A 14,402-nucleotide genomic window follows, 5' to 3' on the forward strand; every position below is an offset into this window, starting at 1 on the left:
GAGTTAGCCAGTCAAGTTCTGGCAGAGTCACAGGAAAACTATTAGCATAATTGGTATAAATTTCATACTTTCTGCTTCCTGCCCAGATTATTAGTTAAGGTCTATCGCAAAAATATAAATAGCTTAACTCACTTTAGGATACGAGCGAAAATCATTCATTAGCACTCTCTGGAAACAAGCGATTCAAGTCTAATAATGCATCTTCAAATCCAGGAATTGCTACTGACTGATTCGATAAAGAAATCTGCTTACTGAGATAACTAAACTTACTTTGAGCATTCTGATATGGCTGGTTATGACGCTCAAGTTGACGAGCGGGCAAATTTACAATCCAGTAATCAGAAATTCCGGCTTCTGCATACAATGACAACTTGATTGTTTGATCGTAATCTATAGTTTTATCCGAAATTTCAATCACTAACAAAATATCTTCAGGATAAGGATGATGAGCGAGATAATCTTCATCTCTTCCTCTTGCAATGACAACATCCGGCTCAGGCTCGCTTTGATTAGGAAGGGTGATAGGATCTTGTCCACGGATGACTGCTCGATCGCCTAAAAGCCGATCCAATTGACGGCACAGGATAGAACTACAAACTGTATGAGGTGTTCCCTTTGCTGTCATTTGAATCAGTTCCCCTCGAATTAATTCAATACGATCGCCCTTTGTCAGAAATCCGAGTTCAATCAATCGATGGTATTCAGCGATGGTAAATCGCTTAGGTGTCACAACATTCATGAGACATCTTTCCAATATTACTTGTACACTAACAAAGATTAAACTGACTGCGTTGTTTACCGCCGCAGGCATCGCAATAACTTAAGCCGTCGTTACTACAACAGAAGCATTCATAAGTAACCTTAAAGCTGTTGTTACTAAAACTGAAGCTGTAGTTATCAATGCTGAAGCCGTTATTACTACAGATGAAGCATTTATAAGTAACCTTAAAGCTGTTGTTACTAAAACTGAAGCTGTAGTTATCAACGCTGAAGCCGTTATTACTACAGTTGAAGCCATTCATAAGTAACCTTAAAGCTGTTGTTACTAAAACTGAAGCTGTCGTTACCACAACTTCAGTTGTGGTTATAACCATGAATTTTTGTAATAAGTCTATTGCAAAGTACTAGCGATCGCCTCAAATTGCTGCCAACAAAGGTACAATGCACGCGGTACGTGAAAACATCCTTTCCATTTGCCACCTTTGAGGTTCAACAATACTTCTCCACGCCGATTGAGATAACCGAACCACTCACCGTATTCTGAATCAGCAAAGTGTGACCAGGCGTAATCGTGCATCTTTTGATACCATTTCCAACACACCTCACGCCCTGTCAGGCGATAGCCCATCGCTAATGCAACCAAAGACTCTAGGTGAACCCACCACAGTTTTTGATCCCATTCCAATTGTTGTGGGGGATGACCATCTGCATCCATAAAGTAATACAATCCGCCGTACTCGTTATCCCAAGCAAAATTCAGGATGTTTAACACCACATCAACGGCTTGGTTAATAGTTTTGGTATCGTTTTTCCGACTCGCGATGTCCATAATGAACCACATAGCTTCGATACCGTGACCTGGGTTAATCAACCGTCCCTCAAAACAATCGACATGGGAACCATCAGGGGCAACGTTTTCGTACATTAGTCCCCGTTCTTGGTCAAGAAAATCGGTCATCACTTCGCGGACAGTCTCAGCCAGGACATTTTCTAGTGTTTCCTTTGGCAGCAACCATTCCATTTCTAAAGTCAGGTTGGCTAAAATCATCGGTACAGCCAATGATTTCATCGGGCGTGTGCCGGGATAGGTTTTATTATATTTGCCCTTGGGGTTATCTTTGCGGCGTAATACGTTGTTATAAGCTTGTATAGCCACATCCTTTGCCCATTCTTCGCCGCCAGCGAGTGCATATTTACTAAATGCCATCGCCGCAAAACAATCAGAAAAGATATTGTAAGGGTGAACCAATGGTTTCCCTTCACGGGTGAGGGCAAAGTACCAGTTCCCATCGCTATCTCTGCCATGTTGGGCGAGAAAATTAGCGCCGTTGCTGGCAATTTTTAGCCAATTTTCGCGCTTTTCCAGCTGGTTGTAAAGCATCGAAAAAGTCCACACTTGGCGGTTTTGCAGCCAGATGAATTTGTCTGTATCATAAATTTTGCCTTCGCGATCGAGGCAGGTGAAATAGCCGCCTTGCTGCCAATCGAGAGAATATTTTTCCCAAAAGGGGAGTACGTCGTTGAGGAGGGCGTTTTTGTAAAGTTCAGCGTAGGCGTAGCCCACCGCAGGCATTGTTTGAAAGTCCTTCTCCATAAATTTGCTCCCCTTTTATACTAAAACCAACAGCTTAACAGTTATCATATTTTGGCTTGAACATGGAGCGACGCCGATAGCGAAGCGGTAGCCAGTCATCGAGCGTCATAGCCCGTCGTAGACATCGCGTCAGTCTTTTACAAGATTTAGTCAGCAGCAGCTATACTTCTATCTTGTATCTTGCACCATTCTCAATAACCGTAGGGTAGTTTTTTAGATATGAGGTTGTTATGAGTCAGATTGAACGAGTTGCGATCGTTGGAGGAAACCACGGTAATGAGTTAACAGGAGTACATTTAGTCAAAAAGTTTCAGCAATATCCTAATTTAATTAACAGGGCAAGTTTTGAAACTCTGGCATTACTTGGTAATCTCAAAGCTATTGAAGAAGGCAAACGATACATTGAAAAAGATTTAAATCGTTGTTTCACTAATCAAGGCTTACAAAATCCTCAACTCTCAAGTTATGAAGATACGCGGGCAAAAGCAATTCAACAGATATTGCAACCACAAAATCAGCCCTTTATAGATGTAATTATTGATTTGCACAGCACAACTGCCAATATGGGGTTAACTCTGATTTTTTGTGATATGCATCCTTTCTTGCTTAGGTTAGGCGCTTATTTAAGTTCTATCAATCCTTTAGTGAAAGTCTGTATTAATCAGGAATCCAAAGAAAATGGTTTTCTCCGTTCTTTGTGCGAATTGGGTTTTGTTATAGAAGTTGGGGCTGTAGCTCAAAATGTTTTAAACGCCAAATTATTTCAGGAAACAGAACAGCTTATTTATGCAGTTTTAGATTATTTGGAAGGGTGCAATCAGGGGAACATTCCGCAGACAAGCAACCACCTTACACTTTATAAATATATTAAGACTATCGATTATCCTAGAAGCGATGCCTACGGCGGGCTACATCTACGCGGGGAAATTCAAGCCATGATTCACCCCCAGCTTCAATTTAGGGATTATGAACCTTTGCATCCAGGCGATCCAATGTTTCTGACTTTTGAAGGAAAAGATATTTTCTATGAGGGAGCGTCTACTGTTTATCCTATTTTTATTAATGAAGCAGCTTACTACGAGAAAGGAATTGCGATGTATTTAAGTCAAAAGCAGGAAGAAATAGTTTAATTTTTTCATCACCTTCGCCTCACTTTCGCTTCAATTTTATCTCTATCCACTGTTGGATCGAGATTCACCCAAGGTATTTCTCCTCGCCGATAATTTAAATTACTCCCTGGCATTTATGCCATCTCCTGCAACGCCGTCCCAAGCAGCAATTTCGGCTTGATACTCTGCATCTTTAACATCCTGCATTAGTGCTGTAATCATTTCTGCTGCTAAAATTCGGCGGCGGTGTTCTGCTAGCAGTGTATTGATGTATGCACTACGGTTTCCCTGTGCATACTGATCTACAAATTGCAGAATGTCTTTTTCTAAGCTAATTGTGACTTTGAGCATCTATAATTAATTTTTAGTATTACTATTTAGTATGACTTTATGATCATACTAATAATTTGCGAAACTTATATACCTGGCTTATATAGGCAAATTACAGTAAAGCGTAGACACATATTCCCTTGTAGTCAGACACCACTTTAGTCGATTTATTTAGCTATAAAAATTAAGCAAACAAATATTTTTGGAAATTAATACCAATCTTCTGTCTGCAATAACCAAAAGCCGCTATAAGTCATACCAGAATCATCGGGTTGAACTAACAAAAAATGCAATCCTCGGCAATGCTTTTTGCGTTGTTCAAATGCTTGGGCTGCTGTTGTAACTTCTGGATCTTCAAATGTGGCAACAATCCATCTATTTACCAAGCTAGCTTCTAATATTAAGCCATCTGGTGCGCCAGAAATGTAGTTCAAGCTGACGGCACGGGCTTGCTGCAACCACCGTGCTAGGCGCATTGATTGCCGTCCACCATAAATTACTACACCAGGAATAGGAACTGTTGATGCTAAACCCAAATTGATTGGTTTGAGATGTTCTGGGATGTGCAAAATGGGAATGGGGCGATCGCTAAATCTCGTTTCTACATCACTAGCAGCTAGAGTCGCAAAACGCCATTGTTCTCCCCAGAGGTTTTCTGGTAATGGTGCTGGGGGTGGTTTATCCAGCGTTGAGGGATATTGCTTTTCTTGTAACCACTGCTTTAACGCCAAGGTGTGGCGGGTAGGTTCGACATTAATACTTAAATTGCGTCCAGCTGCCTCAATTAAACTTAGAGACTGAGGACGAAACACCTGAATTACATCTGGCAATTTTTCACCAGCAGCTAGCTCAAGTTGAGTCGCAACCCAATTAGAATTTGCTGCTGACTGGAGACAGGTGGCTTCATACTTAAAGCTACGAGTTGCGTCACAAATCAACAACTCCCATAAAATTTGTCCAGACGCATCTTGTGAGGGACGACGATAAAAATCAACCTGCCAAATTTTCATAAGTGGGGAGTGGGGCATTCGTGAGAGTTTAAGATATTCTAAATCTTTTCCTGAAGGCGAATAACAGACCCACCACCCCGGAGCCGAGAACACCAAGTGATGAGTCAGGTTCTGGAATCACTGCTAGTTCTGGAACCACTGCTACTTTCTGTGGCTTTGTATCGCAGGCGCTGGAGACCCTGTTGGTATCCATCGTCACGATACCATTTTGCGCCAAGGCTCTACCGCACTTAATGTTTGCGCCAGTAGCCAGGGTGATGCTCGTGAGCGCTAGAATATTTCCCAAGAACTGAGTGCCAGTACCAAGAGTCGCGGAGCTGCCGACCTGAAAAAACACATTGGGAACGTCACCGTTGGTCGTGACAATAGACGAGTTGCTTGCGGTCGTGAGCGTACTCCCTATCTGGAAAACGAAGAGCGCATTGGGGTCTCCTTGATTGTTGAGTGTGAGTTTTCCGGTCAACTGAGCCGATGAGCTAAAAGAATAGACGCCAGGTGTGAGCGTGAGTCCACCCAGATCCTTACCTGTCAAGTCCACATTGCTACTCAAGCCTGCTAAAAAATTGTACGCAGTTGCGTTATCCGCCTGAGCCTGAACCGCAACTGTATCAGATGTGAATATCGTTCCGGTGACGCTCCCTGGAGAAAAGCCAATGGCTGAAGAACCTATGCTGACACCCAGAGATTCCGTGATCAGGGAAGGACCGGTATTAGTTACCGTCGAGGCAGCCAAGACCCCGAAGTTATTCGCCGTTCCCAGCATAGAAGTAGAAGCGGCTTTTGCTTCCGCTTGAAAACTGGAGAATACCACGATTCCCAAAACTATTGCGTACTTGTAATTCATTTTTAAGTATTATCACTAGTATTAGTATGCCTTAATGAATACAAGTTTAATTGATCTTAAAGGAAAAATTGTGCTTTCTTTAACCTTTACGTAATCTTTAGCATTGTATAAAAGCAGGATAAATTTGCACTTGACAAAGACCGAAGTAGTCAAGCATTGCTGGCAGAAGCTTTAAATGATTTATTTGAAAAATATGGGAGTCGCTGATGACAAAGGTTAAGCTGATTACCCGATTAAATACTTTGCCGCCCCGGAGAATCAAGACTTAGGCGCAATACGGTTCAGTTAAGCCTAAAACTCTTTGTAAAAGTCAATTTTTTTAACGTAGACGCAAAGCGGCTTGCCGCAGGCTACCGCCAAGGACACCTTCTCTGCGAGAGGCTCTGCCAACGCGCAGCGTCTCGAAGAGAAGGACGCAAAGAGAAGAAAGAAATGCTTAACTGAACTGTATTGGACTTAGGCGTGGTTAAATATCTGCGAAAGCCAGTCTCCAAACTAGATTTATCAAAACAGAATTCAGCATGAATTCTGTACGAGTAGCGGCTAGCGCAGCCTAAGAAGAGAAGAGGCTGCATCGTTCGCGCAGCGTCTCGTAGAGAAGGGCCGAAGTGTGGGTCTGAATCCTGATTTTGACGCCTCAGTGGAGCGTCTCTGGCTTTGCTCCTGAATTCTTCTTCAAAAAGCCTGAATCCATTCTTTAACAGAATATTCAGTCCAGATGCCATTTTTCCAGTAAGGATCGTTTTCAATTAACTGGCGCACAGTGGCTTCGTCTTCGGCTTCGTAAATCCCAAAAACTTTTGTAACATCCTTGGTGGGGCCGATGGTAATCAGCACACCGGATTCTTTCTGTTTTGCTAATCCGTCTAAATGAGCTTGACGATAGGGGGCGCGTTTTTCGATAACATCTTCGCAGTAAGTTCCCCAGAGTACATATTTAGGCATGGTTAATCAATTAAAAATTTAAAATCTCAGTTTATAGGTTACAGGGTACAGGTTACAGGGAATAGTTTTTCTTTGCTGTATCCTGTCACCTATAACCTCTAACCTTTTCCCGTATTTACTCCTAACTTCTCAAGTTGACGCCGAATTTTTCCACCAAGGCTTCGCGGACTTTATTATGTACTGGTTCAACTTCAGCCTCAGTCAGAGTGCGATCACTAGCCCGATAAATTAAGCGGAATGCTAAACTCCGCTGTCCTTCGGGGACATTTTCGCCACGATATTCATCAAACAATTCTACCGATTCGAGCAAATCTTTACCAGCTTTGGTAATTACTTTTTCAATTTCGACAACTGAGATTTTCACTGGTGCGAAAAAGGCAATGTCGCGATCGCTAGCCGGATAGGTAGAATAGGGCTGGAATGTGGGGACGAGAACTTCATCTTGTTCTAGCGAATCTAAAAGCACATCTAGATCCAACTGGAAAACGTAAACGGAATCTGGTAAACCTTTTTCTCGCCGCAATTGGGGATGAATTTGTCCAAAAATCCCCAGTCTGTTACCCCGAATCCACAGAGAAGCGGTGCGTCCTGGATGTAAGCGCTCGTCGCGGCGATCGGGTTGAAATTCGATTTGCAAGCTAAGTTGCCGAAATACACTTTCTAAAATGCCTTTGGCTTCAAACCAGGTGATGGGTTCTTCGCGTCCACTTTTTGACCATTTGCCAAGGGTGCGATCGCCTCCGATAATTCCCGCCAGGGCTTCTGTTTCTTGCAAACCGTCTTCTTCTTGCCAGAAAATCTGCCCGATTTCAAAACCGTTCAGCGCACCATTACCCTGCTCTAAATTGTATTGAAAGGCATCAATTAACCCCGATATCAAATCGGTTCGCAGCGCTGAATATTCAACAAATAATGGGTTTGACAGTACTATGTTTCTGTCTTCTCCTGGTTTGACTAAAGAATAGTGGATTAATTCTGTCAATCCTTCAGCCCGCAAGAAAGCTCGTAACTTGCGAATTAGTTCTTGATCTAAAGGCAGATAACCAGCTTCCGCTTTTTCTGGTAAGGTATCGCAGAATTTGTTGTAGCCATAGAGACGGGCGATTTCTTCAATTAAATCAATTTCTCGCTCTAAGTCGCGGTAACGATAAGGTGGGACGGAAACTGACCACGTAGGTTGATGGCTGCTATCTTCTCCTGAAGGAGTCAGCTGACATCCCAATGCAGTCAGGATGCGCTCAACATCTTGTCCTTGAAGTTCACCTGTGTCTTCTTCTAATTCGATTGGCCCCAATATCTGATTAACTCGGTCTAAACGCAGGGCGATAGAACGACTCCAGGTAGACGGATCGGGGCGGGTGTCGGCAATTTCTTGCTGGACTATAATTCCACTCGCTAATTCGCTAATTAAGGATAAAGCGCGGCGATTAGCTATTTCCAACTCAGCCCGGTTAACTCCCCGTTCGTATCTGCCAGAAGCCTCACTTCTTAACCCAACACTGCGCGAAGAACGGCGAATTGCCACGGAATCAAATAACGCCGCTTCTAAAACTAGGCTTTGAGTCCCTGCATGGACTTCCGTTTCTTCCCCACCCATGACTCCCGCCAGTGCAACGGGTTTTTCGTTAGCGGTAATTAACAAATTTTGGGTTGCTAGGGTGCGAGTTTGTCCATCCAGAGTTTTGAGGAATTCTCCATTATTGACAAAGCGAACGCCGATGCTTAAATTTTCGCTACTTGCAACAGATTTTAGGCGATCGCCATCAAAAGCGTGTAGTGGTTGTCCCCATTCCAACAAAACATAGTTAGTAATATCCACCACATTACTAATGGGACGTACACCAGCAGCCCTTAAGCGCTGTTGCAGCCATTCGGGAGATGGAGCAATTTTCACCTGTGCAATTACCGTACCGATGTATGCAGGACAAGCTTGGGTATCGGCTATTTTTAAAGCTAAATTTCCGGCATTTTTGGGAATAGAGACTTCACCAGGTTCAGGAATGCTCAACTTTCCACTAGTCAAAGCTGCTACTTCTCTAGCTACGCCTACCATACTTAGAGCATCAGCGCGATTGGCAGTTGCGGTCAGGTCTAAAATTACATCATCTAAACCCAACAATGGCCGGACATCACTACCCAATGGTAAATTGTCCTGGGTAAAAATATGAATTCCGTCTACATCGGTGGGCAAACCGAGTTCCTTTAAAGAACAAATCATGCCCTGAGATGGGACACCACGTAGTTTTGCGGGTTTGATTTTTAAATCAATTTTGGGTAAGTAAGTACCCGTAGTTGCCACAGGCACATAGATATCTGCCTTCACATTGGCAGCACCACAGACAATATTTAAAGTTTCACCTGTACCGATATCCACTTGGCAAACACTCAATTTATCGGCGTTGGGATGGGGTTGACGCTCAAGCACTTTCCCAATCACCACGCCATTTGCCCAAGTGCGGCGGTCTTCAATCTCTTCAACCTCAAACCCCGCCATTGTCAGGGTTTCGGCTAATTCTTCTGGACTAAGTTTTATCTCTACTAGTTCGCGCAGCCAATTTAGAGAAATACGCATGGAGTGTGCTTGTTTTAGGAATCGTCTTTTGCTCTTATTTTAGGGTGCCTGCTAGCGATCGATGGCTACTCATCGCGCAAGGCTTACCCTTTCACTTGAACAATCCTACTACGTTAGACTGGCAATGTAAAAATTAAGTAAATACTGAGAATGTATCTACGCAGGGAAGTAAGACATTATTTTTATTTGGTTGATTTTGACCTTAAACTACATACGCCCGGATTTCTCGCTTGTGAAAAATCCGGGTGTTTTGTTTCAGAAAAAAGCGTGTCGAAGGTTAGTCATCTAATTTCTACTAACAACAATTTTAGCAATGTAGTCTTTGAGTGCGATCGCCTTTTTGCTATTTGGGTACGGGGAAACCTCTATCAATCTCACCGAATATTTATCTAAAAATTGAATTGGTAAAGCATCACGACCTGGGACAAGGGTTAGCGTTAATGTTGAAACTTGCTGACCATTTTTTATGATGTCTAAGCCAATAATAACTTGCCCTTGCCAAATACAAGTTACATCAGAAGGACACCGAGAATCCTGGATAACTTTTGAAAATTTGATTTCAATATTTTCAGTGGGGAGGTAAGCTGTCCTTCCGTATCTAAGATAAAATGGAGTATTTAAAGTAGTTCCAACTCTAGCCATCAATTGTTGATGCTTACCTTGAGCAATTGATTTAACTTCTATGCTTGAAGGCTTGATATTTGATAATATTCCATAGCTAGGAAGACAATTTGCTCCACTAATCAATGTTAATATAACTGCTGCGCTTACTACACTTTTCATTTTTTATACTCCATAGTCAGAAATTTTATTATTAGTTGAGCCAGAAAGCAGACTTATAAATTATTCTGTTTTCTGCTAGAGTGAAGCTTTAAAATACAAAACGCGATTAGCTAACTTTTGCGCGTAGGTGCAGCGCGTCGTAGAAATTGCTTCTTGCATAACCATGACGAGAGCCGTTTGGTTTCTCGCGCTTGAGCTAAAATCCCATAAAACCAGCAATCTAGATACACAAGCTTTTTTTTGATTTCAAAAACTTCAACAGCGCTTTTCCAAGAATTCGTTGCTTAATTTATCTTCAAGATTCACTCTAGTTTTACTTTCTAACATTATTAGTCCATATTTTAGCAATTATTACATTATGTAAAAGGGACATTATTTTTTCTCTTTTTTCAATAAGCCCAGCTTTTTGCGATGAGCAATTACCAAGATTTTACAAGACTTTGGGCAAATTATTATCTGTTAACTAATTAATTCTTGCAACACTGCAACATAGGGTGATTCATCAACTTTATAATTGCGTCTGAGAGCTAAAGACCAGACTGAAGTATCAACAATGACTTTCATCGACTCCGGCGCTGTAGCTTGTAGTCATAATCATCGTCGTATTCAATCGTGCCAAATAGCTCCAGAATTTTCAGTTGTTTTCGACGTTGCACATACTCTCGTAATGCCTCTTCTACAACGGCATCCTTAGTTGGATGACCACCAAGTTCGAGAGCTTCCTTAATTAAGTTTTCGTCAATTTCGAGATTAGTAATCATGTGTAGATGATCGCACAAAGTAATGTGCAGTAAAAACTCATTAGAGTAGTTAATTTAAGTCAAATGCATAAAGACTATTTTCAGTAATTCGGCGCGAGTAAACGGTTTAGTCAGATATCCAGATGCCCCGACTAATTTGGCTTTTACTTTGTCTACAATTCCTTTATTCCCAGTGACAAAGATAATAGGAGTATTTTGAAATAGGGAATTATTTCGTATAATCCGGCACAACTCATAGCCATCAATTCCTAGCATGTTTAAATCCAACAAAATTAAATCCGGTTTGTGCCTTATAATTGACAAAACGGCTTTCACTGGATCGTTAATAGTCACTACAGAAAAATTTTCATTTTCTAAGAAATAACTAATTTCTTTAAGAATTGTAGGGCTATCATCTACAGAAACGATTTTGTGGACTTTTTGTACCGTTACCGTAGCAGCCGTTACTCTTTGGGAAGCAGAATTTATGCTATTTGATATTGTTGGTTCCTGAAAGTTTTCTTTTGAAGGAGTAGAAATCTGTGGTAATCGCTGAACAGGAACTATTTTCTCTTCACGAATATTTGGGTAAGAATTGACAGTGCTATTTAGTTCTTGTTTGGTGTCAACTAACCCTGAAATCAATTTTGAGAAAAGCGATTGCTCCTCAAAAATCTTTGGTAATTTATCAAATGGTGGATCGGGTTCATGGAGGATAATCGCACCCTTAAGGATGTAAGGGTATAAATTGCGAGCTAGTTGAATTTCATCTTGATTCAAAATTACAGCCAGATGACACAGGCTAAAACCCTTCATCCAGTTAATTAAATCTGGCTGTAGATTTGGTAAATCTTGGTTATCAAACTTACTGTTAATCAACAGATATGGCCGTTGATATTGAGAAGAAATTTTTGGTGTAAAAGCCTGCCAAGTCTGTAATCTTACTTGGCAATACTCTAGAATTTTTTCTACACCTAGCCTACAAATTTTTGGCATTCCCTCAATTGGTTCTGTTAATTCATAAGTACCTTCTTTGATGAGCAAAAATGATTCAATGACCTCTTTAACTAATTCTTGAACCAGCACTGCTGCTTGCGTAGAATGTAGATGGTGTTGACTAACAAGCCAGGATATAGCCTGATACTCAGCAGGGTGGCTTCTCGAATTACTGTCATCTTGGATTAATTGACTGTGTGAGTCAGGTTCAAACATCAGCCGTACTTGAATGCGAACCTCATTAGTAAGGAGTGGAATTTGCTGGCTGAGGCGGCGCAAATGTCGTTCTAATCGATCAAATGGTTCCACGGAATGGGTAGCGTAAGTTATTTTGCCCTGTTCTAAGTAAATCGACCAAGAAACGGAGTTACTCAATACTTGTAAACAAGTACTGTCGGAACAATTGGATAATTGTCTTAACAAACTTAGAGGACGTAGTTTGGTGAATGTACCTGACTTATTCATATTTTTCAAGTTTTTTGCGGAATCAACAACCGAACATTTGTAGATTAAAAATATGATCTATAAAGTATTCTCTTCTTTGTAATATTTTTCTACCCACAAATTATTTATTTGAAAATATGTACATATATTAAAAATTGTAAGGTTTATATGTTATTTGTTACATTTAGCACATTTTACTTAATCTGACTCAAAAAGCAAGTAGGTATGAATAAAGGTAAGCATCTATCATAGCTAGATTATCAGTAGATGTTGGTTAATTCTGGATTTTACTAACTACTAACAACTTTTGAGTGAAGACCTTAATAATGACGTTTATTTATGCCCACTCACTTCAAGATGCAAATTTGATTCCAACTTCGCGTAGTTACACTGATATACTTCTAGAGTTAACGAGCTTAATTATGGTTAATTACTTTTCCTTAAAGAAACGATTCTTCTACATAAAATCTTTAAAAACTTATCTAGGAAAGTTTACGTATTTATTGTACTGTAGGTTTAATGGATATAACTTTTTGGTAGATACATTACAACAGGTAATGCTGGGTTTTGATAAACTCTTTTTTGCTAAACTAAGCTGTGCTCAAGTTCATCTTAAATATATAGAGAACTTTATGAAAATAATTTGTTTAATAAAGATTAGAGCATCTACCAATAGATACTATATTCTGTAGTCGCCTCGGCGATTGGAACTATATACTCTGAGCAAAGGGAAATAAAGCTTTGGACTTTAACATAACACAAAAAGTTATGCATGATACATTAAGACTTGATGAAGTAGTAGAATTTGCTGAGAACCCAGAACCACGTTGTCCTTGTGTACTTTTATTAGACACATCTGGGTCGATGCAAGGAGAGGCGATTGAGGCTTTAAATCAGGGTTTACTGAGTTTGAAGGATGAATTAGTCAAAAATTCCTTAGCCGCGAGACGGGTGGAAGTGGCGATCGTCACCTTTGATAGTAATATCAATGTAGTACAAGACTTTGTGACTGCCGATCAATTCAATCCGCCGATTTTGACAGCCCAAGGCTTAACTACAATGGGTGCGGGAATTCATAAAGCTTTGGACATAATTCAAGAGCGGAAATCTCAGTATCGTGCCAACGGGATTGCTTACTATCGTCCTTGGGTATTTATGATTACCGATGGAGAACCGCAAGGTGAGTTAGAGCATGTGGTAGAGCAAGCATCCCAGCGTCTACAGGGAGACGAGGCTAACAAGCGGGTAGCATTCTTTACAGTTGGTGTAGAAAATGCGAATATGACGCGTTTAAATCAAATAACTGTACGTACTCCCTTAAAGCTTAAAGGATTAAATTTTATCGAGATGTTTGTCTGGCTGTCAACTAGTATGTCGGCTGTTTCTCATTCCCAAGTAGACGAACAGGTAGCACTACCGCCGATTGGTTGGGGGACTGTTTAATTAAAAATTGCAGCTAGCTGTGTAAACATCAAGCTGCTTGAAAAAAATTTATGAACATATCAAAACAGATTGCTCAATGGCGGATTGTGGCTGCATCTGTATGTGGTACAAGTCACTTAAAAAACAATCAATTATGTCAGGATGCTCATCACTGGCAGATATTGTCAGATAATGTTTTAGTGGCGGCCGCAGCAGATGGCGCGGGTTCTGCTAGTCTTGGGAAAGTGGGAGCGATGGTTGCTGTGGAGACAGCAATAGAAAACATTTCTACCAAAGGGCTGACCCGAAAAAGTTTGACTGATGATACATTGGTGCGATCGCTCTTAAATGATGCCATATTAGCTGCCAAAAAAGCTGTAGAGGATGAGGCGGCTACTTGTGACAAACAGCCTCAAGATTTAGCAACTACCTTAATTATGCTGGTTGCCACACCAGAAGTTGTAGCTGTAGTTCAGATAGGTGACGGTTTGGCAGTGGCAAAAGATCGTCTGGGCAACCTGCTGGCACTGACTATGCCTGACAGTGGTGAATACATCAACGAAACTACTTTTTTAACTTCGCCTCATGCCTTAGATACAGCACAGATGAGATTATGGCGCACAGACATAGTAAACGTTGGTATTATCACCGACGGATTACAAATGCTGGCTTTGAATATGGTTGTTGGCGAACCTCACAAACCGTTCTTTTTTCCGCTGTTTGAATTTGTCGCCAATACCGAGGATAAGACAGAAGCGAAGGAGCAATTGGTAAAATTTTTACGCTCAGAGCGGATTACGCAACGCACTGATGATGATTTAACACTCATTATAGCCGCATTCAACGACTCATGAGCAATCGATTTACAGGTTTCACATCTTACAATAACTTCC

Annotated in this window: 14 protein-coding genes and 1 pseudogene; 4 read left to right on the plus strand and 11 right to left on the minus strand. The window is 41.1% G+C overall.

The annotated features are described in order from the left end of the window. Positions 1-151 precede the first annotated feature (151 nt). The 3 genes from HWQ42_RS15990 to HWQ42_RS16000 are packed head-to-tail and all read right to left on the minus strand — an operon-like array spanning position 152 to position 2,314. A complete protein-coding gene (locus HWQ42_RS15990) occupies positions 152-739 on the minus strand; it encodes a Uma2 family endonuclease (protein ID WP_292813691.1) in 588 nt (195 codons plus the stop codon). A gap of 28 nt (positions 740-767) precedes the next feature. Next, complete coding sequence (locus HWQ42_RS15995) at positions 768-1,094, minus strand: hypothetical protein (protein ID WP_292813693.1); 327 nt, start codon at positions 1,092-1,094, stop codon at positions 768-770. A gap of 17 nt (positions 1,095-1,111) precedes the next feature. Then, positions 1,112-2,314: an AGE family epimerase/isomerase gene (locus HWQ42_RS16000; RefSeq protein ID WP_292813696.1), complete on the minus strand. Its 1,203-nt coding sequence runs from the start codon at positions 2,312-2,314 to the stop codon at positions 1,112-1,114. Positions 2,315-2,544: 230 nt separating this feature from the next. Here HWQ42_RS16000 and HWQ42_RS16005 point away from each other — a divergent pair, with 230 nt between their 5' ends. After that, positions 2,545-3,444 carry an aspartoacylase gene (locus HWQ42_RS16005; RefSeq protein ID WP_292813699.1) on the plus strand — a complete coding sequence of 300 codons (900 nt, stop codon included), beginning with the start codon at positions 2,545-2,547 and terminating at the stop codon, positions 3,442-3,444. Positions 3,445-3,543: 99 nt separating this feature from the next. On the opposite strand, the gene HWQ42_RS16010 is transcribed toward HWQ42_RS16005, so the two are convergent. The 3 genes from HWQ42_RS16010 to HWQ42_RS16020 all read right to left on the minus strand — a co-directional run bounded on the left by HWQ42_RS16010 (position 3,544) and on the right by HWQ42_RS16020 (position 5,607). Then, on the minus strand, positions 3,544-3,774 hold the full coding sequence (locus HWQ42_RS16010; protein WP_292813702.1) for a CopG family transcriptional regulator: 231 nt from the start codon (positions 3,772-3,774) through the stop codon (positions 3,544-3,546). A 188-nt stretch (positions 3,775-3,962) separates the two neighbouring features. Continuing rightward, entirely contained in the window at positions 3,963-4,763 is an 801-nt protein-coding gene (locus tag HWQ42_RS16015; RefSeq protein ID WP_292813704.1) for a Tab2/Atab2 family RNA-binding protein, read from the minus strand. A gap of 28 nt (positions 4,764-4,791) precedes the next feature. Then, positions 4,792-5,607: an ice-binding family protein gene (locus HWQ42_RS16020; RefSeq protein WP_292813707.1), complete on the minus strand. Its 816-nt coding sequence runs from the start codon at positions 5,605-5,607 to the stop codon at positions 4,792-4,794. Between the two features lie 135 nt (positions 5,608-5,742). Between HWQ42_RS16020 and HWQ42_RS35565 the strand changes: the two are divergent. Then, positions 5,743-5,814, plus strand: a pseudogene (locus HWQ42_RS35565) (ribbon-helix-helix domain-containing protein); the annotation flags it as partial. 468 nt (positions 5,815-6,282) lie between these two features. On the opposite strand, the gene HWQ42_RS16025 reads toward HWQ42_RS35565, so the two are convergent. The 5 genes from HWQ42_RS16025 to HWQ42_RS16045 all read right to left on the minus strand — a co-directional run bounded on the left by HWQ42_RS16025 (position 6,283) and on the right by HWQ42_RS16045 (position 12,108). Continuing rightward, positions 6,283-6,552, minus strand: coding sequence for a YciI family protein (locus tag HWQ42_RS16025; protein WP_292813710.1), 270 nt, complete (start codon positions 6,550-6,552; stop codon positions 6,283-6,285). 121 nt (positions 6,553-6,673) lie between these two features. Then, positions 6,674-9,124: a phenylalanine--tRNA ligase subunit beta gene (gene pheT / locus HWQ42_RS16030; protein WP_292813713.1), complete on the minus strand. Its 2,451-nt coding sequence runs from the start codon at positions 9,122-9,124 to the stop codon at positions 6,674-6,676. Between the two features lie 285 nt (positions 9,125-9,409). Further along, positions 9,410-9,907: a hypothetical protein gene (locus HWQ42_RS16035; protein WP_292813716.1), complete on the minus strand. Its 498-nt coding sequence runs from the start codon at positions 9,905-9,907 to the stop codon at positions 9,410-9,412. 560 nt (positions 9,908-10,467) lie between these two features. Further along, positions 10,468-10,668 carry a type II toxin-antitoxin system VapB family antitoxin gene (locus tag HWQ42_RS16040; RefSeq protein ID WP_292813718.1) on the minus strand — a complete coding sequence of 67 codons (201 nt, stop codon included), beginning with the start codon at positions 10,666-10,668 and terminating at the stop codon, positions 10,468-10,470. A 54-nt stretch (positions 10,669-10,722) separates the two neighbouring features. After that, a complete protein-coding gene (locus HWQ42_RS16045) occupies positions 10,723-12,108 on the minus strand; it encodes a response regulator (protein WP_292813721.1) in 1,386 nt (461 codons plus the stop codon). Between the two features lie 747 nt (positions 12,109-12,855). Here HWQ42_RS16045 and HWQ42_RS16050 point away from each other — a divergent pair. Both HWQ42_RS16050 and HWQ42_RS16055 read left to right on the plus strand, forming a co-directional pair. Beyond that, a complete protein-coding gene (locus HWQ42_RS16050; RefSeq protein ID WP_292813723.1) occupies positions 12,856-13,530 on the plus strand; it encodes a VWA domain-containing protein in 675 nt (224 codons plus the stop codon). Between the two features lie 50 nt (positions 13,531-13,580). Next, complete coding sequence (locus HWQ42_RS16055) at positions 13,581-14,363, plus strand: PP2C family serine/threonine-protein phosphatase (protein ID WP_292813726.1); 783 nt, start codon at positions 13,581-13,583, stop codon at positions 14,361-14,363. Positions 14,364-14,402 lie beyond the last annotated feature (39 nt).

It is taken from the genome of Nostoc sp. JL23, from assembly GCF_017115065.1.
GTDB lineage: Bacteria > Cyanobacteriota > Cyanobacteriia > Cyanobacteriales > Nostocaceae > Nostoc > Nostoc punctiforme_A.